The 24,313-nt window shown below is 44.3% G+C and carries 21 protein-coding genes and 3 pseudogenes; 9 read left to right on the top strand and 15 right to left on the bottom strand.

From position 1 onward, the window contains the following. Positions 1-45: 45 nt before the first annotated feature. The 4 genes from treR to QD47_RS09955 all read right to left on the bottom strand — a co-directional run bounded on the left by treR (position 46) and on the right by QD47_RS09955 (position 5,932). Entirely contained in the window at positions 46-804 is a 759-nt protein-coding gene (gene treR / locus QD47_RS09940; RefSeq protein ID WP_044645982.1) for a trehalose operon repressor, read from the bottom strand. 60 nt (positions 805-864) lie between these two features. After that, positions 865-2,862, bottom strand: a complete 1,998-nt coding sequence (gene treP, locus QD47_RS09945) for a PTS system trehalose-specific EIIBC component (protein ID WP_044645983.1) — start codon at positions 2,860-2,862, stop codon at positions 865-867. Positions 2,863-2,959: 97 nt separating this feature from the next. Beyond that, the gene (gene treC, locus QD47_RS09950) at positions 2,960-4,687 is read right to left on the bottom strand and encodes an alpha,alpha-phosphotrehalase (RefSeq protein WP_044646011.1); all 1,728 of its coding nucleotides are present in this window, start codon (positions 4,685-4,687) and stop codon (positions 2,960-2,962) included. Between the two features lie 228 nt (positions 4,688-4,915). Beyond that, positions 4,916-5,932 (bottom strand): peptidoglycan DD-metalloendopeptidase family protein, encoded by a 1,017-nt coding sequence (locus tag QD47_RS09955; RefSeq protein WP_235332233.1) that lies wholly within the window; start codon positions 5,930-5,932, stop codon positions 4,916-4,918. A gap of 214 nt (positions 5,933-6,146) precedes the next feature. On the opposite strand from QD47_RS09955, the gene QD47_RS09960 reads away from it, so the two are divergent. Together QD47_RS09960 and QD47_RS09965 are read left to right on the top strand one after the other, a co-directional pair. Then, positions 6,147-6,899, top strand: a complete 753-nt coding sequence (locus tag QD47_RS09960; RefSeq protein ID WP_044645984.1) for a response regulator transcription factor — start codon at positions 6,147-6,149, stop codon at positions 6,897-6,899. After that, entirely contained in the window at positions 6,896-8,671 is a 1,776-nt protein-coding gene (locus QD47_RS09965) for a sensor histidine kinase (protein ID WP_044645985.1), read from the top strand. Before QD47_RS09960 ends, QD47_RS09965 begins: the two co-directional genes overlap by 4 nt. Before the next feature lie 154 nt (positions 8,672-8,825). On the opposite strand, the gene QD47_RS09970 is transcribed toward QD47_RS09965, so the two are convergent. Further along, on the bottom strand, positions 8,826-10,043 hold the full coding sequence (locus QD47_RS09970; protein WP_044645986.1) for a MalY/PatB family protein: 1,218 nt from the start codon (positions 10,041-10,043) through the stop codon (positions 8,826-8,828). 237 nt (positions 10,044-10,280) lie between these two features. Between QD47_RS09970 and QD47_RS09975 the strand changes: the two genes are divergently transcribed. After that, positions 10,281-10,988, top strand: a complete 708-nt coding sequence (locus QD47_RS09975) for a helix-turn-helix domain-containing protein (protein ID WP_044645987.1) — start codon at positions 10,281-10,283, stop codon at positions 10,986-10,988. Between the two features lie 101 nt (positions 10,989-11,089). On the opposite strand, the gene QD47_RS09980 is transcribed toward QD47_RS09975, so the two are convergent. From QD47_RS09980 to QD47_RS09990, 3 genes are read right to left on the bottom strand one after another with little or no spacing between them, the layout of a single operon-like run. Then, the gene (locus tag QD47_RS09980; protein ID WP_044645988.1) at positions 11,090-11,692 is read right to left on the bottom strand and encodes a sugar O-acetyltransferase; all 603 of its coding nucleotides are present in this window, start codon (positions 11,690-11,692) and stop codon (positions 11,090-11,092) included. Between the two features lie 15 nt (positions 11,693-11,707). After that, a complete protein-coding gene (locus QD47_RS09985; RefSeq protein ID WP_200893409.1) occupies positions 11,708-12,307 on the bottom strand; it encodes a DUF1349 domain-containing protein in 600 nt (199 codons plus the stop codon). Between the two features lie 44 nt (positions 12,308-12,351). After that, entirely contained in the window at positions 12,352-13,260 is a 909-nt protein-coding gene (locus QD47_RS09990) for an ROK family protein (RefSeq protein WP_082067157.1), read from the bottom strand. Positions 13,261-13,651: 391 nt separating this feature from the next. Between QD47_RS09990 and QD47_RS09995 the strand changes: the two genes are divergently transcribed. The 3 genes and pseudogenes from QD47_RS09995 (at position 13,652) to QD47_RS10000 (ending at position 15,537) form a co-directional block, all read left to right on the top strand. Next, on the top strand, positions 13,652-13,978 hold the full coding sequence (locus QD47_RS09995; RefSeq protein WP_404519298.1) for a ribosomal protein L7/L12: 327 nt from the start codon (positions 13,652-13,654) through the stop codon (positions 13,976-13,978). A gap of 108 nt (positions 13,979-14,086) precedes the next feature. Continuing rightward, positions 14,087-14,176: pseudogene (locus QD47_RS34120) on the top strand (Cys-tRNA(Pro) deacylase); the annotation flags it as partial. A gap of 169 nt (positions 14,177-14,345) precedes the next feature. Further along, a pseudogene (locus QD47_RS10000) lies at positions 14,346-15,537 on the top strand (oxalate decarboxylase family bicupin). A gap of 230 nt (positions 15,538-15,767) precedes the next feature. Here QD47_RS10000 and QD47_RS10005 read toward each other — a convergent pair. Beyond that, positions 15,768-16,174, bottom strand: a pseudogene (locus QD47_RS10005) (response regulator transcription factor); the annotation flags it as partial. A 183-nt stretch (positions 16,175-16,357) separates the two neighbouring features. On the opposite strand from QD47_RS10005, the gene QD47_RS10010 reads away from it, so the two are divergent. Further along, positions 16,358-17,194: a COG4705 family protein gene (locus QD47_RS10010; RefSeq protein ID WP_044645990.1), complete on the top strand. Its 837-nt coding sequence runs from the start codon at positions 16,358-16,360 to the stop codon at positions 17,192-17,194. A 267-nt stretch (positions 17,195-17,461) separates the two neighbouring features. After that, complete coding sequence (locus QD47_RS10015) at positions 17,462-19,183, top strand: hypothetical protein (protein WP_044645991.1); 1,722 nt, start codon at positions 17,462-17,464, stop codon at positions 19,181-19,183. Positions 19,184-19,284: 101 nt separating this feature from the next. Here QD47_RS10015 and QD47_RS33085 read toward each other — a convergent pair whose 3' ends face one another. The 4 genes from QD47_RS33085 to QD47_RS10030 form a co-directional block, all read right to left on the bottom strand. Beyond that, a complete protein-coding gene (locus QD47_RS33085) occupies positions 19,285-19,620 on the bottom strand; it encodes a Rossmann-fold NAD(P)-binding domain-containing protein (RefSeq protein WP_235332235.1) in 336 nt (111 codons plus the stop codon). A gap of 19 nt (positions 19,621-19,639) precedes the next feature. Next, a complete protein-coding gene (locus QD47_RS33090; protein WP_235332236.1) occupies positions 19,640-20,137 on the bottom strand; it encodes an SDR family oxidoreductase in 498 nt (165 codons plus the stop codon). A gap of 34 nt (positions 20,138-20,171) precedes the next feature. Continuing rightward, the gene (locus QD47_RS10025; protein WP_044645992.1) at positions 20,172-20,354 is read right to left on the bottom strand and encodes a hypothetical protein; all 183 of its coding nucleotides are present in this window, start codon (positions 20,352-20,354) and stop codon (positions 20,172-20,174) included. 144 nt (positions 20,355-20,498) lie between these two features. Next, a complete protein-coding gene (locus QD47_RS10030; protein WP_044646015.1) occupies positions 20,499-21,218 on the bottom strand; it encodes a YebC/PmpR family DNA-binding transcriptional regulator in 720 nt (239 codons plus the stop codon). 318 nt (positions 21,219-21,536) lie between these two features. On the opposite strand from QD47_RS10030, the gene QD47_RS10035 reads away from it, so the two are divergent. Continuing rightward, positions 21,537-22,148 (top strand): undecaprenyl-diphosphatase, encoded by a 612-nt coding sequence (locus QD47_RS10035; RefSeq protein WP_044645993.1) that lies wholly within the window; start codon positions 21,537-21,539, stop codon positions 22,146-22,148. A 65-nt stretch (positions 22,149-22,213) separates the two neighbouring features. Here the strand turns inward: QD47_RS10035 and QD47_RS10040 are convergent, their stop codons facing one another. Together QD47_RS10040 and QD47_RS10045 are read right to left on the bottom strand one after the other, a co-directional pair. Beyond that, positions 22,214-23,620 carry a HAMP domain-containing sensor histidine kinase gene (locus QD47_RS10040; RefSeq protein ID WP_044645994.1) on the bottom strand — a complete coding sequence of 469 codons (1,407 nt, stop codon included), beginning with the start codon at positions 23,618-23,620 and terminating at the stop codon, positions 22,214-22,216. Next, the gene (locus tag QD47_RS10045) at positions 23,617-24,288 is read right to left on the bottom strand and encodes a response regulator transcription factor (protein ID WP_044645995.1); all 672 of its coding nucleotides are present in this window, start codon (positions 24,286-24,288) and stop codon (positions 23,617-23,619) included. Before QD47_RS10045 ends, QD47_RS10040 begins: the two co-directional genes overlap by 4 nt. Between the last annotated feature and the right edge of the window lie 25 nt (positions 24,289-24,313).

Here is a 24,313-nt window from a genome sequence, read left to right on the forward strand (position 1 = left end):
TATTAAATTCTAAGTTTTGTAACGCGTTTCATGTCAAGTGTTTTTTTAAACAGGGTTTCTGGATAGATCCGATTTTTTCTCTTCCCCGTGAGCACGTCTGGCAAAGTTGACAAATTGGAATTTGTCCAGCCGATGCCTTGACTCGGTGTACTGGAACAAGGTGGTATCTTCCAGATAGACATAATTACGCACTACTACCACGTGAATATAGTCGTTGAGATCCATCAACTTATGATCCTCTTCGCTTGCATCTTCTACGGACACTACTTTTTTGGCATAACTGATTTGAAGATGAAGCTCATTCTCCAGATATTCATAAATGGATCCGCTGCTAATCTCCTTGGTAAGCACAGGCACAATGTCTGATCGAAAATAATCTTTATCCAGAATAACGGATTCGTCTTCAATCTCACGCGCGCGAATCACTTCCCAGACAAGATGCCTATGCTTGTCGAGTTCAAGATGACCGATTATTTCTTCTGAAGCCGGAATCAGGCGATTCTCATGCACAATCGTACGTGATTTACGCCCGATGCGCTCGGACATCTCTTTGAAGCTGACCAATCCGCCAACTGGAAAATTCATACGCCCGATATCCAGTACAAAGGAACCTTTAGCTTTTATTTTATGGATATACCCATTTTGCGCAAGCAAGTGAAGTGCCTTACGTACGGTCTCACGGGAAGTATTATATTCCCTGGCCAGCTCATTTTCAGAGGGTATCTTCGTGCCTGAGGCTAATTCACCTGCCCTGATTCGTTCCAAATAATCCTGATAAATTTGCAGAAAAATATTCGTTGTCAATTTTCATCACCACGTTTATTGTAGCATTCTTTTACTTCAATTTGGCGACCTGTATGCTTTTTAAGTTTGTGATTTATTCTTGTCTACAGATAAAGCCTTTAAGTGAATTTTCATAGAGATATATTGCAAAGCGTTCGCCTCACCTGGCAGTTCTTCAACGGACTCAATCATTTCCTGACCATCGGGAACAATTACTGGTGTAATAACCGGGTATCCGGATTCCTGGATTAGATCACGGTCGAATTCCATCAGCAATTGTCCCTGTTCAACAGTTTGACCTGTCTTCACATGCATAGTGAAACCTTCACCCTTCAGCGACACGGTGTTAACGCCCACATGTACCAGAATCTGTACACCTGACGCATGTTCCAGAATCAGGGCATGCTTGCTCTTCATCATAATATGGATGACCTTTCCGCTGAAAGGGGCAAAAATTTTACCCTCCTCCGGTTGCACCGCAATTCCTTGTCCCATCTGACGCTCGGCAAAAGCCGGATCAGGAACCTGTTCCAGAGGCACAATACGTCCCCGAACCGGAGTCATGACTTCAAGTACATCGAGCGCGGAGGTCTTATGGTCAGTGCCTTTTGTCTCGGCAGGTATGTTAGCATTTCGCGACTCTTCCTTAGTAAGTTCTGATTTTTTCTGGCGCTTATTCAATAATTTTCCATACGCTAAAGTTAAGCTGAACGGCAGAATTAACACGATCGCCATTCCAATGAAGAACACGCTCCAGTTCATAGGGAAAATAGACAGGAAACCTGGAATACCCCCAACACCGATTGAAGAAGCCATAACATGATTCACCGTTAGCAAGACACCCGCAATACCTGAACCAATCATTCCGAACACAAATGGATATTTATAACGGATGTTTACCCCAAAGATCGCCGGTTCCGTGACACCCAGAAAAGCAGACACGGATGAGGTAAAGGCTAGCCCTTTGCCCTTCTGATCCTTTAATACCAGCATCATAGCCAGTGCACCAGCACCCTGAGCAATATTAGAAAGCGCCAGCATCGGCCATAGGAAGGTACCCCCCTGTGTTCCAATTAATTGTACGTCTACGGCCAAGAAAGTATGGTGCATTCCCGTAATGACGAGCAACGCGTAAAGACCTCCATAAATCAGCCCTCCCAGCGCAGGAGCCAGAGCAAAAACGTATACAAGACCGCCCGTAATCGCATTACCGATCATAAAAGTAACCGGTCCGATAACCGTAAATGCAAGAAATCCCGTAATTAATAATGTAATCGGTGCGACTAATAACAGCTTAAATGAATCGGCTATTCTTTTGTTCAAGAATTTTTCAATTTGTGCCAACACGTAAGCGGATACAAGAACCGGCAGAACCTGGCCTTGATAGCCGATTTTGTTCACTTCCCAGCCGAACAGATTCCATACTGGAACCGTTCCCTTCGTCACTGCATCTGCATAACTGTAAGCACTGAGCAAGTCTGGATGAACCAAAATCAGGCCAAGTACAATCCCGAGTAACGGGCTACCACCAAACCGTATAACTGCCGACCATCCGATCAAGGCGGGCAAGAACGTAAATGCGGTACTGGCGATCGTATTAATAATAGCAGCAAAATCAGTCCATTGAGGATAGACCTGAACCAGAGACATTCCCTCGAAGAAAATTCCCTGACCCGTCAGAATATTGTTAATTCCAAGCAGCAGGCCTGCTGTCACAATCGCGGGCAAGATAGGAATAAAAATATCTGCCAGTGTCTTGATGGCACGCTGAATCGGATTCTGTTTCTTGCTGGCCGCATTTTTAACATCATCTTTGGAAGCCCGGTTGCCGCCTGTAATTGCAATCATTTCGTCATACACCTTATCAACCAGACCCGGCCCAATGACGACCTGATACTGTCCTTGTGAGGAAAATTGGCCTTTGACCAAATCATTTTGATCCAATGCATCTTTATCGACCAGCTTGTCGTCATAGAGGGCGAACCTCAGACGGGTTACGCAATGGGTAGCAGCCTCAATATTATCTTTGCCGCCAACGGCTTCTATAATTCGTTCCACCTGGGCTCTTTCAATCGGCATTTAACTCACTCCCTTAATTTTAATGAAGTAGCAGCCCCGGTCGCCATGACAGTAAGGAACCTGGGGCTATTGGTTGTTGCCACACTATAAACTGCGTCTAACGAAGTAGCCACATATAGGAAGCATATGGGGACAATGTGATAGACTGCTTTAATTCCGGCACTTGCTCGGTATTGCCAATTAACAGTTCCGCTGAAGCCAATACCTGAGCTTGTAGTTGTGAGTAAAATGAATCAGGTAAATCGAATTCAGCCTCCTGCCCGCTAAAATTAGAGATGACGATCAGAGTCTCCTTTTCATTGCTGCGTTGGTAGGCATATATCTGAGGATGGGCTTCATCCAGTCGTTGATAATTCCCATCGGTAATGACTTGCACCGTCTTGCGCAGTCTGATCAGCTTTTGGTAATGATGGTAGATGGAGCTCGGTTCCTTTAACTGTGCCTGGACATTGATCTGTGGATATCGTTCATCGACCTTGATCCAGGGTGTACCTGAAGTGAAACCCGCATTTGGACTATCATCCCATTGCATTGGTGTTCTCGAATTATCACGGGATCGCTCACGGATCATATTTAATGCTTCTTCAGCGCTCTTGCCCTGCTCCTGCAAAATGCGATACATATTCAGAGATTCCACGTCCCGGAATTCTTCGATATCTGACCACTTCGGATTGGCCATACCAATCTCTTCGCCTTGGAATATATAGGGCGTTCCTTGAAGTCCGTGAAGGGTCGTCGCCAGCAGCTTAGCACTTTCGGCGTGATATGCGCCATCATCCAGAAAACGGGAGATCGCTCGTGGCTGGTCATGATTGTTAAAGAACAATGCACTCCAGCTGCCTCCCTGTTGCATGCCAATCTGCCATTCCGAGAATAGGCTTTTCAGCATTTCAAAATCATAGGGCATCAGTTCCCACTTCTGACCCTTCGGATAATCTACTTTCAAATGATGAAAATTGAAGGTCATAGACAGTTCTTTTTGCTCTGGATTGGAGTAACGGATACAGTGCTCCAGCGACGTAGAGGACATCTCCCCCACAGTCACGTTATTATACTTACGGAATACCTTCTCATATAATTCGTGAATGTACTCATGTACGCGCGGACCGTCCGTATAGTACTTGCGTCCGTCGCCAGGAGCAGTGCTGCGATCATCACTCAGGAATCGTTGATCCTTGGAAATTAAATTAATCACATCCAGCCGAAATCCGCTGACTCCCTTTTCAGCCCAAAACTCCAGCAGTTTTACGACTTCCTGACGTACTTTCGGATTTTCCCAGTTTAGATCTGCCTGAGTTTTGTCAAACAGGGTTAGAAAATATTGATCTGTTGTTTGATCATACTGCCAAGCAGGTCCACCGAATTTAGACTTCCAGTTGTTAGGGGGCCCGCCATCGGGTGCAGGATCACGCCAAATGTAATAGTCCCTGTATGCATTATCCCTTGATTGTCGTGCCTCCTTAAACCAGACATGTTCTGTCGAAGAATGATTTACTACAATATCTATCATCAGACGCATTCCACGCGCCTGGATCTCCTGACTCAATTCCTCGAAGTCCTTCATAGTCCCAAAATCGGGGTTGATCCTGCAATAATCGGCTACATCATACCCGTTATCACGCTGCGGGGAGACATAAACCGGCTGTAACCAGATAATATCAACACCCAGTTCATATAAATAATCCAGCTTTTGCGTTAATCCTCGTATATCACCTGTTCCATTACCTGTAGTATCATTAAAGCTTTTGGGATAAACCTGATAGACCACCGATTTGCGCCACCAGTCCGTATCTTGATGAATCAAAGCTTTGTTTATCAATTGCATCATACTCGTTCCTTTCTCCCTAAATTAAACATTATAACGCTTTCATTATTCTTGTATATACAAGAATATATCATGTATATACAAGTTGTCAACAGATTTAAAATCGCATTCTGGTTTGTAATGAGGACGATATTTTTCAATAACTTGTTGTCGGATAACAAAAAACAAAGGTTGATCATCATAAAACTGAAGATCAACCTTTGTCTGAGAGTTTGAATTCTTTTGAAATTACTCGGCTGTTATTGTCTCTCCCTGCACAGGAGCAATTCGGTTCTTCCAATTGATGTTGATCGAACGAGACTTGAATAAATCTGCACCGTCTGACACCTGAAAATGAAGATGGGCTTCGCTGGAATTGCCTGAATTACCAAGTAGCCCGATTTCATCGCCACTCTTCACCTTATCCCCTACTTTCACTTTAACAGAGCCTTTCTTCATATGAGCTAGCACGCTATATTCCCCGCCATGGTCAATCACAACTTCATTCCCGGCAGGCACCTTCTCGTTCATCACGCCGACAGGTTCGTTATCAGGAATGTTATTTACAACCGAGACCACGGTTCCGCTTGTCGGCGCAAGAATCGGTTGGCCGAAAGCATAATAGCTTGTATTTTTCAGCGGATCACCTTTATAGGAATAGCCATCTTTTTTCTGTATAAGGTCATAGGCATATCGCTGGCTTTCATATTCATAGTGGTAATTCACAAGCGCATTGGTTCCACCCCAGGTAACAAACCATTCCCCCTTCAATGGCCAATCGTATTTGATTTTGGTCAGGCGATTGTCTGTTTCCGGCGAAGGGGAAAGTTTCTTGGCTTGAAGCCCCAATATAGTTCCCTTCTCATCAAAAACAGTGATCAGCCCTATTTTCCCTGAGTCGCTTATCCATGAACGTTGTTCGCTGCCATTGAGTTTCATGACTGACGCCTGCTTAAATGAATCAACACCTTTTAGAGAATCAGGAGCCAATTTTACAAAATCAGCTTCGCTCAGTTGTTGTTTAAACTCATTGCTGAATTGGTCATAAACCTCCGCATACTTGCCCTCAAGCAGTTTCTCCGGTACCTCCTCGGGCTTCACCGTTTGGTCCTTTGTATTTGTTGTTTCATTCGGTATATCTTTGGCCACTTCCGAGTTCCCTCCTCCTCCGCATGCCGTTATAAAAGCAGCAAACGCACTTGCCACCAGTACCATTTTGCCATAGTGGAAGATTTCTATCCTGTTCTTTCTAGTTGCCTTCTTCACTGCTGCACCCCCGTTTTTGTGTATATTATTATTTTATCTACCCCATTCTAACAAGACGGTCTTAGATCCCGTGTAACATCACTTTAACTAAGCCTTAACTCTTTTTCAGATCTGCAGAGCACAATTAAGCTTCCGTTAAGACAACGCTTCGTTCATCCCTGAGGAATCATGATATGATGGAAGGAATAAAGATAGATAAGAAAGGAATGAAAGCATGAACAATGCGGCAATTTTACTTGTCGACGACGAGCAATCCATTCTTGAACTCATGCTGACCGTCCTATATAAGGAAGGCTACACGAATGTCGATACAGTGATGACAGGTGAAGCGGCCATTACTGCCTGTGAAGGAAAAATCTACGATTTGATCATATTAGATGTCATGTTGCCAGGACGCAGTGGAATCGAAATATGTCCGTTTCTCCGTCAAACGACGGATGCTCCCATCTTGTTTTTAACCGCTCGGGAATCTGATTATGATAAGCTGACTGGGTTCGCTGTTGGCGGCGATGATTACATTACCAAACCGTTTAATCCGTTAGAGATTGTCGCACGCATACGTTCACAACTACGGCGTTACTTGACCGTTAATAATACAACCAAAGAATCTGGAACTGCACAGCCCTCCAGCAAAATGAACGCCATTTATGACTATGGACATTTTCAGATCGATGAAACAGCCGGCGAGCTTCGTGTTGAGCAAACAGTCGTAGCCTGTCCTGCGCTAGTCTTCCAATTATTGCTTTTCTTATGCAAAAACCCCAATCGAATTTTCAGCAAAAGCGAGCTATATGAAGCCGTCTGGGGAGAAGAAGCATTAAGCGATGACAATACCGTCATGGTACATATTCATCGCATCCGGGAACGAATTGAACCTGATCCTGCCAATCCAAGCTTTATCGTAAATGTTAGAGGACTTGGCTATAAGCTCGTACAAGCGAAAATAGGGAGTTCCCAACGATTATGAATATTAAACGCAAGCTAATGATGCGATTCGTGCTTCAGTTGGCTACCGCTGAAGCTTTTGCGTTCCTGATTGCTGCTGTTACGTTTTTTTGGGCGTATCAACGCTTAGTCGATATCCGCCTCACCAATGATTTTGCCTCTACTGGATTAGAACAGCTTGTAGCGTCCTCCGAAATAGGCAAGGACGGCATACACTTTGATCCACTTTTGCTAGAGCAGGTCAAGAAAAACGGCGGCTGGCTGCAAAGTCTTGACGAAAACGGGCAGGTGAATCAGTCCTACAATACACCGCAAGATGTACCGAAGAAATATGCACCCGGCGAGTTCGTCTCTTATTGGACTGGTACCCGCTCCTTCCCCTATGGGCTTTCTCTTTGGGTTCAGGAGAAGGATGGTCGAACTTTCACACTGCTATATGGTCAGCCTAATCCTATGGGAACCCTATTAAAAACAGTAAGCAGTCAGGGAACATTGTCTTCGAATGGAAAGCTGATATTGCCCCATGAAGTCACTGCCCGTCTCAAGCAGCTTGGTGGCTACATACAGTTACTGGATGCAACCGGGTCGGAGCTTGCTTCCTACAATCGTCCAACATCTGCACCGACAGCCTATACTCTTCAGGAGCTTTCCCTTCGCACCATGTACAGTGAAAGATACGGCTTCCACCTTTCCTCCGAATATATGGAAGAAACTAGTCGTACATGGGTCATTAGTCTTCCGAATGCTGGCGGTGTTGCTACAGGCAATAGCTGGCTTCCTCCTGAGGAAGAAAGAACGATACTAAAGTCCATAGTCGCCATGTTCTCAGCTATTTTTCTTTTATTCCTGCTTCTCTCACTGTGGCAGGCGCATCGCTTCGGAGTCCCGTTACTTCATATGCTCTCCTGGCTCGATGCACTCGGTAAATCCGTATATCAAGAGCCTGTTGATCATAGAGGCATTCAACGCAGCCGGTTGGGTTCAGGCAAATGGAAGCGACGTTACCTCATTTTTGCGGATGTGATGGATTCTATTGATAAGCTCTCAGCTACGCTGCAAAGAGATCAGGTACTGCGTCAGCAAACCGATAGTCTCAGAGAGGAATGGATTGCCGGGATCACCCATGATCTGAAAACACCGCTCGTTTCCATCAAAGGTTACGCTCACTTACTGGCTGAACCGCAATATGATTGGACCGCAGAGGAAGTTCGTAAATTTTCGGGAACAATGCTGGAAAAATCCGCGCACATGGATATGTTGATTAATGATCTTGCCATGAGTTATCGCTTAAAAAGCGGTGCCCGTCCCCCGGAATCTGAGGAAATTGAGTTGAATAGCTGGCTACGGGAAACGTTAGAGCAGGTGGGTACCGACCCTTTTTATAAGGAAGAAGCCATTTTGTTCCGGCCTGCTCCTGTCGACATCTTCGTTAAGCTATATACGCCTTGGCTAGAAAGGGTCATTAACAATTTGACTGCCAATGCTCTGCTTCATAATCCGCCTGAAACGACACTTACCGTCTCGGTTATATCCAGCGAAGGTGGTAAAGGGTTCACGATTGAATTTGCTGATAACGGGAGAGGAATGGATGAAAATACAGTAAGCCGATTATTTGAGCGTTATTACCGGGGAACCAATACCTCTACTACACCGAATGGGACAGGTCTTGGTATGGCTGTATCCAAAGGGCTGATTGAAGCCATGGGAGGGCAAATTACGGTCGACACGGCTTTAGGGAAAGGCACGGTCATTCGCCTTATTTGGCATGACGTTGTGGCTAACAGTGAAAGTTGATTGGGCAGGAAATGAAGAACTATTTATGATGTACACGTATAAAGGCCGCCCTCGATCGATTTGAGGACGGCTCTTTTCATGGATACGATTTTATCGTTTCTATGGGGATCGATATTTTGGAATGATCCATACATATCTATATATTAATAAGGAATTAGGTGAGATTAAGTATTAATGGATTTTCAGTTAGCACCTTGCATACTCTTCTTAGGCCCTCTTCCAGCGTGGACCTCGGACAAGCCAGATTCAGACGAATGTAGCCCTCAGCGTTGGCAACAAACATCTTCCCGTCTTCCAATAAAACTCCGGCATGATTGGCAAAAAACAAAGGTAAATTCTCTTCTTTTGGTACATAGGCGCTGATATCAACCCATGCCAGATAAGTCGCCTCTGGAATATGGAATATAGCTTCTGGTAAGTAACGGTTCAAATATTGCTTGGTAAATATAAAATTCTCGTCCAAATAATTTTTTAATTGCCGCAGCCACTCATCTCCATGCAGGTATGCAGCTTGTGTTGCGACAATACTAAGCGGATTTTCAAAGCCGTAATGACGCGCTTTCCAGGTTCCCCTGAGCGTTTCATTGGGAATGATGACATTCGAAAACATCAGCCCGGCCATATTAAAGGTTTTACTAGGAGCCATACAAGTGATAATCCGATCTGAGTCCGGGAAAAGTTTGGCCATCGGGGTGTGGACTTGCCCGTTCCTCAACAAATCGCAGTGTATTTCATCCGATATAATCCAGACCCCATTTTCAAGACAAATCTTCCCTACTCTCTGTAACTCTTCCTTGGTCCATACACGGCCAGATGGATTATGCGGATTACAGAAAATGCATAGAGACACCTTTTCATCTCTAGCTTTTGCTTCCAGGTCTTCATAATTAATCGTATAATGACCCTCTTGATTGATTAGTTCTGAACACACCAGTTCCAAGCCGTTATAATCCGCCGCAGCCTTGAAGAAGGCATAGGATGGGGTAAGGATCAGTACTTTTTCATCCGACTTGCAAATGTATTCAGCCAGCTCATAGAGAGCAGGAATGATCCCCGGTGAAGTAACCAGCTGTTCCTGTGAAAAAGTCCAGTTATAAAACCGCTGCGTCCAGCCGACCACAGCAAGGTAATAGTTGGGATCAAACACCTGGCTATAGCCAAAAATTCGTTTATCCAGCCGTTCCTTGATGGCTTCAATAATCTCAGGAGGTGTGGCAAACTCCATGTCAGCGATCCACATGCGAATAAATTCATCATCCTTATAAGGAAAGACCATATCACCCTCCGCCTTAAAAATATACTCCCGGAAGCCGTCAGTATTCATGGCGTTGGTTCCTCTACGGTCAATAACCTCATCAAAATCATACTTCACGCTTTTTGTTCCCCTTCCTGTTTCCGTCCCTGCTTCTCATGAATGGATTCATTATGGCATACAGCTCTCCATTGACTCAAACACAATAAAATCTATTCATATGAAACAAATCATCATTTTTGTTTCGTCAGAATACTAAAATCGCTTATGAAATGGTATAATTATTATGAATATAGCGAAACGTATACAAAATCATCATTTGTAATATTCTCAGGAAACATATTGGGAGAGTGAACAATGCATACTATCAATCAGGAAGTGGGTAAAAAAATCAGAAGCTTCCGCAAAATTAAGGGATTGACCGTTCAACAACTGGCAGACATGATTTACAAAAGCAAAGCTACATTATCCAAATATGAGAGTGGCGATATTACCATTGACCTCGTCATCTTGTACAGCATTGCAGAAGCGTTAAACGTTCAAATAGAGCAGCTTCTCTATATCGAACCGAGACAGCCCTCCACGTTGATTAACACACTTCCCTCCACTTTTTTCAAGAATTCCACCCGGTTTTATTCTTATTTTTATGATGGACGAATTAATAAGCTGGTAAAATGTGTAGTGGACATGCTTGCGCAGCCGGATGACAATCGTTATAAGACGATGTTATATATGAATGTTAAAAATTTTGAACATTATCAGGAATGCGAAAATACATATTGGGGGCATACGGAGCACTATGACACACTGACCACCCTTATGCTTAAAAATCAGGCTACCCCTCTCGAAAATCTGACCATCAATATTCTGGCTTCTTTCCTGGAATCTGAGCAGAAGTGGGGTCTCATGTCCGGCGTTTCCTTCCGTCCCTTTATGCCGATTGCTTTAAAAATGCTTTTTTCGAGAACACCCATACCAGAAACTCCCGAGCTAATTCATGAGCTTAAAATTTCCAAAGATGATGTGCGAACCATGAAAATATACAATATGCTCGCTGTGACCTGATATTATCTGATGTTCGTTTATATAAAAAAGGCTATCCCAAAGGCCACAAAAATGGCGAACGGGACAGCCTCCTTTAGGTGAGCTGATAGTTGTTATGAAATCTAGTTGTAGTCCAAATGAGCAAATTGCTTCTTATCCTTATCTGTAATTTCACGCAGTGCTCTACATGGGTTTCCAACGGCTATTACATTGGCTGGTATATCCTTAGTTACCACACTTCCAGAACCTATAATGGTATTGTCTCCAATACTTACTCCCATATTAATAATTGCGCCTCCACCAATCCATACATTGTTTCCGATGGTTACCGGGAGTGCATATTCATACTCTTGAACTCTCAATTCATGATGTGTGGGATGGTTCACTGCATAGATGCTGACATTTGGCCCGAGCAATACATGATCTCCAAACGTAATTGGAGCACAGTCCAATACTGTAAAATTATAATTGGAGTAGAAATTCTCACCCAACGTAATATTGTATCCATAATCACAACGAAATGGAGGTTCAATAAAAAAGGTCTCGCCCGTTTTACCTAATATCTGCTTCAGCAGTTCGTTGCGTTTTTCTATTTCTCTAGGACGCAGAGTATTGAAGTCAAACAATACTTCCTTAGCGTATTGCCGATCATTCAGAAGCTCCTCGCTCATCCCTTTATAGGGCTTACCCGCCAACATTTTTTCTTTTTCACTCTGTTTTTTCATCATAAGAATGCTCCTTTACATAGGTGGATCTATATGAAGATCGGCATCCGGCATTGTAGTTACCCAGCGTGTAAAAGTAACCTCAAAGCCGACACGAGTTGGCGAACATAAAAAAGGACCAGCTTGTTTTGCAGATTTATAAGGAAAAGGCGCCACACGTACTGTGCGCCAGCCGTGGGCTTCTGTCCGGGCACGGATAATCACTGCATCGTTCATCCGCGAAGCGCGCAAGGTCACTTCCTCACCGACCCAATCCGGCACAGCGGACAATGACCAATCTGAATAGCCGTTAGTCACCACGACAGCCAATTGGGGAATATTGTCATTGATTTCAATCCCCGCTTTAATCCATTGCTCAGGTCCTTGATACAGCATAATTCCAGCCTGGTCATAGAGTTCATTAAAGGATGCAAGCTGAAATGTGACCTCTATGGCCTCAGAATCTTCCCAATTTGCCAATAAAGCATGTCCGCTGCTGCGATCAAATCCGTATAATGTGTTTTTCCAGTAGTCACTTCCCTCTTTGGCTGTCACCTTGAGGGTGTCGCCATCTTGACAAGTTGACAATGGAGCATTGGTCCATGTTCCCGTTTCCCATAATAATGTTTTTTTCATAATAGATATCATCCTCTCCGGAATTATAGATGTATATCAGCTCTCTATTTTCTTTTTTCTACCAATTGCAAATTGTATGTCAGACTTTCAAGAGTCACCGAAATCAACCCGTTCATGTATTCATCATTCGTATCACTTTTCACAAAAATCTCTGGCATATGTTCTTGGGGTATATCTTTTAGACAACCGTTATAAATATCGTCCAACAGAGTCGGCTTGGATAATTCTCCAGTCAAAGCGATAGATACAGGATCAATAACAGCAATAATGGAAGTGATCGTCTTTATAGCCAGTGGAACGAATCCCTGAGCACTTTTTATGTGCTTGAGCTGTTCTTCTCTTGTCATATCAAAGGGTAAAAAGGAAACTTCGCCTGCAAATTTAGTATTTCCTTTTAACAAGTGTCCATCGACAATAAAGCCCGCTCCCGGAAAGTTATCCTTGGGAAAAGTAACAATGGCAAAGGTTTTGTCTTCATCATAATTTTGCATTTTATAAAATCCGTAGACTGTTAAATGCATGTCATTTTCAATGGTGATTTCCAGTCCGTATTTATTGTGAAGCTGCGGACCCAGAGGAATTCCTATGAGCGGATCGATATCACACACACCGATAACCCCTTGATGTACAACCCCGGGAATACCAATGCCAACCGCTTTGACATTTCCATAGATGTTAATGAGTTCTCCAATTTGGTTCTCTATGACCTCATAATCAATATAAGGCACAATCGAGGTCTTCTCTACGATGATTTCCCCCAGCAAATTGGCAACCGCATGAGTAAGAGAATCCACTCCGCCTTCCGTTTTCACATGTAAACAGAGAATATAGGAGTAATCGGCGTTATATTTATACCGCCTTGCCGGGCGTCCGCCGTTGGATTCCTCCAGCTCTGTCTCTAACACTTCCCCGGTTTGAAGAAGCTCTTTCAGAATATTACCGCAGGTAGCCACACTGAGTCCTGTTATGCTCGCTATGGACGATTTGGTGGCATATTCAAGAGACTTCAATGTATTTTTGACTAACTCCACATTAATTTGTTTGACTCGGATTGCATTATTGGAGACTGGCAGTATTTGAATCCTCTCCTTTTTCGGCACTTATTAAAAGCATTACAATAAGCTGTAATATAACGCTCTGTCTTCAAAAAGTCAATTCGTAGCCTTCCATGGATTGGGAGTAGCAACAGGTTCAAGAATATTCCCCACTCCGTACTCATGTAAATTCAGCGATTCCAGATAATATAACGTAAATCATCATGCTATACTATTTATATTGAACAGATTACAGTGTGGCATCTCTGGGATAAAATCAAGTGAAAAAGGGGGGTTTTTAGTGGAAACTATGGAATTTATAGCATTGATCGCGTTGATCATCTCCGTCATACTTTTGATCAAAGTCTATAGCTTGCAAGCTCGGCTTAATGACTTGAAATCCGATGTAGAGCGTCTTGAGAATCGCTCTGGAATGTCGGGAATATCGCTGTCAGGCACAACCGCTACCGCGCCACCACATGTGCTAAACACAGCAGTTTCGGAGGATATCAATGAAAGACTGCTCCTGCTGATTAGAGAAGGCAAAAAGATTCAGGCGATAAAAGAGCTAAGAGTAGCTAGAGACCTCTCTTTAAAGGAAGCAAAGGACTATGTAGATGACTTGGAACGGCTCTAAGTGAGAGTAGAATGATTCCGCCGAGGTATATTTGCAACAATTACCTCGGCAAGGGCTTAGAAAGGACGACGAAATAAGATGAGTGCGAGCAAAACAAACGCGATGTGAATATTGGATGGACAGAATGTAAACTACAAAATCCTGAGTTATGATCATCAAGATGGAAAAATAGATGGTATGAACGTAGCCGGAAAAATTGGAACCCAACTGGAGTTAAGTCCGCAGGACTTAGCCCAGCTCATGGATGCACAGTTTGCGGTTCTGACTCAGAAAGCATAAAACCCTCCAACAATTCATAAAATCTTTATGCAGATTTTCTCTAATTCTAAGATTGATGAAGCTTCAACTTGGAGAGGAAGATCAAATGATGCATAATGATTCCCCGAAAAATGCCAGTGTGCCGCAGCCCATCAGAAGTGATGGTGCTGGAGGCATTGATAAGGGTCCCCGTGATGTGATGAGGGATTTGCAAAATCCCGACATGCTGGTTCCGCCCGTAACAGATAATGGACTCATTCCGAACATGAGATTTTCTTTTTCAGATGCTCATATGCAGTTGAATCACGGTGGATGGTCAAGAGAAGTAACCGCAAGGGAGCTACCCATTGCCACAACCCTTGCTGGCGTGAACATGAGTTTGACACCGGGCGGCGTACGCGAACTTCATTGGCACCAGCAGGCGGAATGGTCTTATATGCTGTTGGGGAGTGCCCGTATTACTGCCGTCGACCAAGAAGGAAGAAATTTTATTGCTGATGTGGGTCCTGGTGATCTCTGGTATTTCCCACCCGGCATTCCACACTCTATACAAGGTCTTGAGGAAGGCTGCGAATTTTTGCTGGTTTTTGATGACGGCAACTTTTCTGATCTGAACACGTTATCCATCTCCGATTGGTTTGCACATACTCCAAAAGATGTACTGTCTGCCAATTTCGGCGTTCCTGAAGCTGATTTTTCGCCCATTCCTCAAGAACAAGTATACATTTATCAGGATGCCGTTCCCGGCTCTCTTCCAAGCCAAGCGGTTTCCTCTCCTATGGTACGATACCTCAATCCTTTAAGCATGAATTACTCGCTCAGCCCCCCATCAAAACGCCGGGTGGAAGCGTACGAATCGTCGATTCTTCCAATTTTCCGATATCCCAAACGATCGCCGCTGCTCTTGTTGAGATTGAGCCTGGAGCCATGCGGGAAATGCACTGGCACCCCAATAATGACGAATGGCAATACTATCTTACCGGGCAAGGCCGAATGACTGTTTTTGGCGGAAATGGCGCGGCGCGTACATTTGATTTCAGAGCCGGGGATGTTGGATATGTGCCTTTTGCTTACGGTCATTACATCCAAAATACAGGCTCGAGCACACTATGGTTTCTTGAAATGTTTAAAAGTGACCGTTTCGCGGATGTTTCCCTGAACCAATGGATGGCTCTTACCCCCACAGAGCTCATTCAGAGCAATTTACATGTTGGCGCAATGTGACCTCTAAATTGCGGAAGGTAAAATGGCCTGTCGTCAAGTATCCCGGTTATTCTTTTTATCCAAAGGATGAACTCTGAAGAATCCGGTGAACGTGCATCTTGTCCGTGCTCTCAGAAAAAGCATATCCTCATGCATTTCTTACTGCTATCTAATGTGTATCTAATCCCTGTACCGTTATTCGTTATCCATAGCTACTCAGTATACAAAGATATAGGCTCCGACTTTAGCCGGCAGCCTATATCTTTGTAGCATTATGACTGGGGCTGACTCAATCTCTCCCCTAATCATATACTGTATAAAATCAAACTCATCCCGTGTTTATCAACTTTACAATTCCGTTACGAATGGCAAATACAACCGCTTGCGTGCGGTCTTCGACCGCGCATTTTTGAAGAATTCGATGAACATGTGTCTTAACCGTGCTCTCACCGATATAAAGCCTGGCGGCGATCTCTTCGTTACGTAATCCGTAAGCCATCTGTTGCAAAACTTCCAGTTCCCTATCTGTAAATGGTTCAGGCGGATAGTAACTGATATCTGATCTGGTGCCCGAACCGCATCTACAAGTTCATCAGGTGCCGCGTCCTTTAGTAAATACCCGATTGCCCCCGCACGGATGCCATCATACACATAATCCTCCTGATCGAATGTAGTCAGAATGACAACCTTGCAATCCGGTATAGCGTCTATGATGTCACGGGTTGCTTCAGTTCCTCCCCCTAGATGGAGCATTGAATACATTGAAATTCCTCATTCCTAATCAGTTTCTAATCTAAGCTTAAATGTTCTATGTTTTTTCACATGTAATTCTCACTATCGTTTCATGTTCTTTATGTACATTGTTCAGGAGGAACCAGTAATCTAAATAGGTTCCCCAGAACATGAGGAGGATTATGAATGAAAAAAGAGGAACAGGATCAGAACATGAAAATCGAAAGTCTCTCCATTTCCACGGAGGAAACGACGAACATATCCATAATCCGGAAAATGCTAAACAAGGTGCCGGAGGTCACCATTTTCTTTTGGATTATTAAGATTATGACGACGACCGTGGGAGAAACCGCTGCCGACTTTTTGAACTTCAATCTACATTGGGGTTTGACTCGTACAACTGTGGTCATGATTGTTCTCTTACTCGTCACACTTCTATTCCAGTTCAGGTCACGCAAATATATTCCCGGGATCTACTGGCTCGTGGTGACTCTCGTTAGTGTTGTAGGCACGCTCGTTTCAGATAACCTTGTGGATCACATAGGGATCTCGCTGCAAGTTACGACAACCGTCTTTGCTCTTGCTCTCCTAGTGACTTTTACGCTTTGGTATGGGAGCGAAAAAACATTATCCATTCATTCTATTTACACGATCAAGCGTGAAATTTTCTACTGGGCAACGATATTCTTTACCTTTGCCTTGGGTACAGCGGCTGGTGATCTTATATCAGAGGGCCTTGACTTAGGTTATTGGAGGTCGGCGTTTATGTTTGCGTCACTGATTGGTATCGTAACGATTGCCTACTATGGGTTTAAATTCAATGCCGTGTGGTCCTTCTGGATGGCGTACATTGTGACCCGGCCTCTCGGCGCCTCACTTGGGGATTATCTGTCACAATCTCATGCCGATGGCGGGCTCGGCCTGGGCACGGCTGGAACCAGTGTGATTTTTCTCGTAACTATTTTAACCTTGGTGATCTACCTGGCGAAATCCGGAATAGATCAAACCCAACCATCATCATAATCAGCTAAAAAGCATAGAAGAAAACGTACCCGGGACGTAGCCGGAATAATCCCGGGTAGATTGCACCTTGACTCTAATGCAATATTTTTACAACAAAAGCATTGAGTTTAATAACCAAATACCTTATAATCACAAAAAATAATCTCTTCTAACAATTACAAACCGCAAGTCTCAGCCAAATTTATGTTCAGGTTTTTCTTTCTCTCACACGCTAAAGTCATACTATTTTTGCGTTATTATTCCATTATCAGGAGAGTGGCTGTAATTATGTTTAAAAAAGAGATTTTAACAGGCTCACTACAGGAGCGCAAACAGATCGTAATCGACGATGTAGCAGCATTGGGCTACCCTTACAGTGAGTATGATCAGGGCCGAAAGGTCGGTGGTTATGCCGCTATGGCGCAATTTTCCAAAGGAGATATCAGCACTGGACTTGCCTACGTCAACATTCATTTGGATCGGAATAAAGACATGTTCTGGGGAATTAACGTAATGGAAGCTTATATGAAGTATAAAGAGTATTACACACCCGCATTAAAGGATAAAGTAAAAGCAAAAATGCTCAGTTTTAACATTTTGAATGCCGATGGGACGGCTCTGTCGGGAAATACAGAAAATCAACGGCTCATGTATGCGGCAGTCGGGGTTGTCGGAGCGGAAGAATGGCCAGATTATCCGGTGAATTATGCTACCATCGCCAGAAGTTATCTGCTGTCTGAACTTTCCACAATTACAAAACAGGGGTACTTTGAATACGACTCCCCAACATATTTTATCCATCATGTAGGACCGCTATTGTTCATTACTGAACACTTGAAAGATGCGACATTGCGGAATATGGCCAAACTGACGTTGGAGTGGTATTTTGCCAGTATCGTAGGGGAGTGGCTGCATGGGTACTGGGTGACCAGTCAGGCCAGAACATATAATGCGCAGCAAGAGCCGGGATATACACTTGATGAGAGTGCAGTGCTACTGTGGATGTTGTTTGGAGACAGTCGTAAGCCGATATATCTCGGCAATGAAACCAATCTGAAATTTACCACGATTCCATTTACGGTTGCAAACTACGAGTTACCAGAGATTTTCAAGAGTATAGCGACAGCCCGTTCTACAACTTACACACATAAGGAACGGATGCCTAGAAACAGTAACAAACCGTATAAGACAAGCTACATCACCCCAGATTACGCCGTATTCAGTCAAAAGGACAATCGGCTCGCACAAAACCAGCTTCATCGTTGGGGCATCAAATGGGTGGGAGATACATACAGTGACGAACCAAATACGTTCTTCATGAAGCAACACTTCAGTGAGCCGATTAACTTGAATCCGTCCAACTCGGAATATTGGATTGGCGGAACGAATATGGAGGAAGTGCTTCAGGACGACGGTGCACTCATTGCGGTATACAATATCACAAATTCAAATACATGGATCGACGGCCCTGTTTCATATAACGGAATCAAAGCAACGATTGAACAGGACCCATTCAACAGGAACGGCTGGGTATTCTTCCATACAGGTAAAATGCTGATGGCTGTCAGGACGGCACAACCTTACGATTGGCCTTATGACACGGAATCGTGGAAATACGGAGGTTATCAGAGAGCGTTGCGGAGTGACGGGGCAAAAAATGCGGTCATCGTTGAAACAGCACCTCTTATGGATTACGCAGGCGGTTCTTGCATTAGAGAGCTTGACTGCTTTGCTGAGGCTGTGCTGACGAAAACCGTAGTGGATTTCAGCGGTGTTAACGATACCAATCCCCGGGTCTATTACAAAGGATTAACAGGTAAAGAGATGGAAATCGTATATGCCACCTCACGTAAAATTCAGGGTGCAGAAGTCAATTATGCTAATTGGCCTCTGCTGGATGATCCGTGGATGCATCAGAATTATAATGAAAATAAACTCGATTTGGTTCATGACAGAGAGAGGCGGACCTATGATTTCAATAACTGGAAGGTAACATCAAGCATTATGTAAAGTGTCTGTCGCCAACTGACAAGGGCGTCTCAACCAGGCTATCAGATCTGTTTGAGACGCCCCTACATTTACTTCCAGGTACCTACATGGGTTTGCACAAATTACTCAAATGAGATCGGGCTGCGCCCAGTGACACGCTCCACGGTATCGGTAACTTGGTCTTCACTTCCGTTTTCACGTATCCTTTGATCCAATCCCGCCAGCATGGCAGCGTAGTTCGCAGGCATACCTGCCTGAATCATGCCGACTTTCAGTTCTTCGTCAGACAGCGAGATGTGCTGAATCGTTTTTCCTATAACATGGCTGATCAACTGAGCAGCTTCACCATATGTCAACGAATGAGGTCCAGTGATCACATGAGCTGTGTTATGAGGCTTATCGTCAATCAGGGCTCTTACCCCCACTTCTGCAATGTCATCTGCGCTGACGAAACCCACTCTCCCATCCCCTGTCGCACTATAAATCGTGCCGGTGTTTTTGATGGTGCTTACATGCTGGACCTTCGGTAAAGTTCTGCATAAAATAGGATGGCTGTAATACTGTCCACTCAGGAGCTAAATTGCTGAGGGCTTGATGCACCGGCCCGAATACCGGGCCATCCGCAGGAACAGATGCGCTGCCCAGAAGCACGAACCTTTTCACGCCTTCATGGATGGATTTTTCAATAAAAGGAATCATGACTTTGGCGGGATTTACGTCTAATACAGGCACAACCAAATAAACTTTATCTACATTCGTCAACGCTTTTGTATGTGTTGATTCATCGTACCAATCGAAATGCACATGTTCTGAGCCGGGCAAATTTGTCGAGTTACTGCGTCCCGCTAACCGGACTGGATGCTGAAGCTGCGTAAGTCTGGCAGCAATGCGACTACCGGTTTTGCCGCTTGCCCTGTAATCAACGCTATATTGGTGTCTGTCATTAAAAAAATTGACTAATCGGTCCGGAATCATCAAAAAATAAACGCTATAAAGCGCTCATAAAAAATCAATCCAAAATCGACAGCGTCGTACGCACGATATCTTTAAGCACCTCAGGGCTTGCGCCTGTCTTGGCGGTAAATGTCAACGATAGCCGGGCATGATTTAGAAATCTGGCCATTGACAATAGCTCAGGTTCCGTAGAATGAATCTCTCCCTCTTCTTGGGCACGGACCAGTGCATTAGTCAAGAAACGCCAATTCTCCCATTCAACAAACCAGGGCCCGTTGCCCAATTACACAGAAATAGCTGTATTTACGCAAAAAAACACCGTATCGGAATACGATGTTTTTATGTTGCTCATAAGTGAGGATTTTGCAAAATCCTGAAGTAACTATTCCTCAGAGTCTACGTTGTGGTAAACCTGCTGAACATCCTCCAAATCTTCTAATGCATCAATCAATTTGTCAAATTGAAGCCGTGCATCTTCTGGAAGTGTAATATCATTTTGGGCAAGCATGGTAAGTTCGGCCACTGTAAATTCTGTAACTCCCGCCTGCTTGAAGGCTTCCTGTACAGCATGGAATTGGTCAGGCTCTGCGTATACGATAACTGCTTCATCTTCTTCGATGATGTCACGTACCTCTACATCTGCCTCCATCAACAGCTCCAACACTTCATCTGCGGTTTTACCTACCAGACCAATAACCGCCGTTGAATCAAACATATAGGCTACAGATCCGCTTACACCCAGACTGCCGCCATTTTTAGTAAAAGCAGAGCGCACATCAGATGCCGTACGGTTTACGTTATTGGTGAGTGCATCTACAATGACCATGGAACCGTTCGGTCCGAAGCCTTCATAGCGAAGCTCAACATAGTTTTCATCCCCGGCACCTTTTGCTTTTTCAATAGCCCGGTCAATGATCGCTTTCGGTACATTGTACGTTTTTGCACGTTCTAGTACGACTCTGAGAACCCGATTGGACTCAGGATCAGGCTCGCCCTGTTTGGCTGCTACATAAATTTCTACCCCAAATTTAGCATATATACGACTCGTATTAGCATCCTTGGATGCCTTTTTTTCTTTAATATTGTTCCACTTACGTCCCATAATATCCCGCTCTCTTTCTATATGAATATACACAACGGTATTCATTATATCCTTGAGCATTTTGCATAAATCCCAAGAGCGATTTTAGATCAGCAATATATTGTACTTTCAAGCGTTGGGAATCGAATTATGCAAAATGCTGCCTTGTATATTATATCTCCTAAAGGACGCTTGAACAAGTTCAAAGGATTTAGTGATAAAAAAATGTCCCTTTCTCATGGAATTCTAATTTTCATCTAAAGGTGCTCCCATGTTCAAGAGTTAAGATCATATTACTTTCAACTTTTGAATCATATAAGAAAAGGAGTAATCTCTAATATGTTATCTAACCTGGACTATCAGATTTTCCAATTCATTAATGAACAAACGAATAGCTTTTCTGTTTTGAATGGGCTGATGCGTTTTTTCGCCGAAGATGCCCAATATGTATTCGCCTTGGGCTTGCTCCTGTACTGGTTTTCAAGAAATAAACCCAACCGTAAGATGATCATATCGGCGGTGGTATCCGTATGTCTGGGCATGGGGATCAGCTTTATCATCGGGCATCTTGTGTACCGGGATCGTCCCTTCGTCACCCACGCCGTCATTCAGCTAATCAAGCATCCGGCCAACGCCTCTTTCCCGAGCGACCACGCCATTGGAGCTTTTGCGCTGGCGGCCACGTTTTGGCTGTACGGTAAGAGGTTTAGATTGTTGTGGCTCGCCGCAGCTTTACTTATCGGTTTTTCCCGTATTTGGGCTGGCGTTCATTACCCGTCAGATATTGCCGCTGGTGCGCTGATTGGCACCTTGTGTGCAGTTAGTACCCGATATCTGCTCCAGCGCTTCAAACGTCCTCGGAAACTGGTAAACTCGTGCCTGAACCTGTACGAAAAAATGGAAAATAAAATCTGGAATAGATCAAACAAACCACAAGCTGACGATGCTTGAATGTGAAAGAAGCTCCGTAAACCATGGATATGGCTTACGGAGCTTCTTTGATTTATCTAACCTATTTAGACTCTATATATTGGAAAACAAAGCGTTACGGTTGTCCCTATATGTTCAATACTGCTTACTCTGATGTCACCGTTATATCGCTTGACCAGCTGCTTGGCTATCGCAAGGCCCAAACCTGTCCCGCCCTGCTCGCGGCTTCTGGCCTTATCCACCCGATAAAATCGGTCGAATAAATATGGCAAGTCCTCCGCCGGAATTCCGATTCCGTAATCGGTAATATGAATATAAACCTCGTCTCGTTCCAGCGTCCCCGTTACAAGGATTTCTTTCGAAGAGCCAGCATATTTAACGGCGTTATCCAGCACGATCAGTAACAGTTGTTCCAGATGCTGAGGCGTGATGTGAATCTGCACCTTTTCGAGGGGGGTCAGTTCCTTCCGGAATATCATATCAGGATGCAGCATGGCAAAATTGGTGAGCGTATACTGAACGGTGTGACGGATATCTATTGCAGGCACATTCTGTTCAGAAGTTCCCGATTCGGCCCGCGTCAACTCCAAAAGATCGTTTACAATGCCTTTCAAACGCTCAAGCTCCTGGACGGACACACTGAGCGACTCGTCCAATATGGCCGGATCGTGTTTGCCCCAGCGGTTCAATAAGGAGATATGGCCTTCAATAATCGAAATGGGTGTACGTAATTCATGGGAGGCATCCTCTACAAACTGCTTCTGCTGTTGGAACGATCGTTCCAACTGATCAATCAGCCCATTAAACACTCTTCCCAGATTTGACAGCTCGTCATTGTTATCGGATACTTGGACACGTTCCTCATGCAGCCCTTTTTTCCGTATTCTTGTCATCGTATCCGTCATGGACTGAATCGGCCGAATTAACTGGCGTGAAAGAAAAATTCCTCCTAGGGCGCTTAAAACAATAGCACCTATACCGCCAACAATCATGACACCTTTTATTTTGTCACTCACCTTCTCTAAATTTTCCATATTATTGATAATTTCAATTGTTCCCGTAAAACCACCTGAATTCAGCGGACTTCGCATGATCAAAACCTGATCCTCCAGATGCCAGGCAGTCATAATCCGGGTGCTTTGCGCCGTTTGCGGCGGAAACCAATCCTCAGGTATCTCGTCGCTGACGCTCAATAGCGGGGTTCCTTGCTGATTCAAAATGCGGATCATTTGATGCGGATCATTCATATCCTCAACAAAACGTCGACTGTTTACTATTTCCTGCGCAGACATGTGTTTTTCCTGAAAAAAGTTTTGGATTTCATTCATACTCTTACGGATGCTCACTTCTCCCTCGCTGACCATCCATTGGTTAATCGTAAAATATTGGACACCGTTGTACAAAATAAACAAAATACATAGCAGCAACGAAGACCACACCGCCAATTTCCAACGAATAGGGAGTCGGGAGAATATGAATTTTAAAGTCGTCATCTTCGGATCACATACCCCAATCCGCGTAGTGTCTGAATAAAGCTCGGTTCCCCAGGCTCGTCGATTTTGCTTCGCAGGTAACGAATATACACATCGACGACATTCGTTTCCACCTCTGAATCATAGCCCCATATGAGTTCCATTAGCCTTTCCCGGGTCATGACGCGCCCAATATTCTGCATTAATATGGACAGCAGATCAAATTCACGCTTCGTCAATTCAATAATCTGCTGGTCTTTGGTCAAAATGCGGGCCTCGCTGTCCAGCACCAGTCCATTGTAGATAATCTGGGTGGTATCCTCCACAGAACCACTGCGTCGCAGCAAAGAACGCATTCGTGCCAGCAACTCTTCAATAGCAAAAGGCTTGGGGATATAATCATCTGCCCCGCTGTCCAGCCCCATCACTTTGTCCATCACACCGTCTCTGGCGGTCAGCATAATGATTGGAGTTTGTTTCGTTTTGCGAATCCGTCGGCATACTTCGATTCCGTTGAGGCCTGGGAGCATTAAGTCCAGCAGGATGATGTCCCATTCCTCGCTTAACGCAGACTCCAGCCCCTTCCGCCCTTCATAGTTGACGGTTACCTCGTAAGATTCATGCTTTAGTTCCAGCTCAATGAAACGGGCCAAATTTTTCTCATCTTCGATCAGTAGTATCTTCTTCATAGCTATCCTTTCTATGCTTGGGGCG

This window comes from Paenibacillus terrae (assembly GCF_000943545.1).
Classification (GTDB): domain Bacteria; phylum Bacillota; class Bacilli; order Paenibacillales; family Paenibacillaceae; genus Paenibacillus; species Paenibacillus terrae_A.

Excerpts from the sequence above, each read along its gene's own strand:
- QD47_RS10040 (WP_044645994.1), bottom strand. The coding sequence starts at position 23,620 with ATGACGACTTTAAAATTCATATTCTCCCGACTCCCTATTCGTTGGAAA.
- QD47_RS10045 (WP_044645995.1), bottom strand. The coding sequence starts at position 24,288 with ATGAAGAAGATACTACTGATCGAAGATGAGAAAAATTTGGCCCGTTTC.
- QD47_RS33090 (WP_235332236.1), bottom strand. The coding sequence starts at position 20,137 with ATGATTCCGGACCGATTAGTCAATTTTTTTAATGACAGACACCAATAT.
- QD47_RS10030 (WP_044646015.1), bottom strand. The coding sequence starts at position 21,218 with ATGGGACGTAAGTGGAACAATATTAAAGAAAAAAAGGCATCCAAGGAT.
- QD47_RS09985 (WP_200893409.1), bottom strand. The coding sequence starts at position 12,307 with ATGAAAAAAACATTATTATGGGAAACGGGAACATGGACCAATGCTCCA.
- treC (WP_044646011.1), bottom strand. The coding sequence starts at position 4,687 with ATGCAATTGATAAACAAAGCTTTGATTCATCAAGATACGGACTGGTGG.
- QD47_RS10015 (WP_044645991.1), top strand. The coding sequence starts at position 17,462 with ATGTTTAAAAAAGAGATTTTAACAGGCTCACTACAGGAGCGCAAACAG.
- QD47_RS09995 (WP_404519298.1), top strand. The coding sequence starts at position 13,652 with ATGGAATTTATAGCATTGATCGCGTTGATCATCTCCGTCATACTTTTG.
- QD47_RS09965 (WP_044645985.1), top strand. The coding sequence starts at position 6,896 with ATGAATATTAAACGCAAGCTAATGATGCGATTCGTGCTTCAGTTGGCT.
- QD47_RS10010 (WP_044645990.1), top strand. The coding sequence starts at position 16,358 with ATGAAAAAAGAGGAACAGGATCAGAACATGAAAATCGAAAGTCTCTCC.
- QD47_RS09980 (WP_044645988.1), bottom strand. The coding sequence starts at position 11,692 with ATGAAAAAACAGAGTGAAAAAGAAAAAATGTTGGCGGGTAAGCCCTAT.
- QD47_RS10035 (WP_044645993.1), top strand. The coding sequence starts at position 21,537 with ATGTTATCTAACCTGGACTATCAGATTTTCCAATTCATTAATGAACAA.
- treP (WP_044645983.1), bottom strand. The coding sequence starts at position 2,862 with ATGCCGATTGAAAGAGCCCAGGTGGAACGAATTATAGAAGCCGTTGGC.
- QD47_RS09960 (WP_044645984.1), top strand. The coding sequence starts at position 6,147 with ATGAACAATGCGGCAATTTTACTTGTCGACGACGAGCAATCCATTCTT.
- QD47_RS09975 (WP_044645987.1), top strand. The coding sequence starts at position 10,281 with ATGCATACTATCAATCAGGAAGTGGGTAAAAAAATCAGAAGCTTCCGC.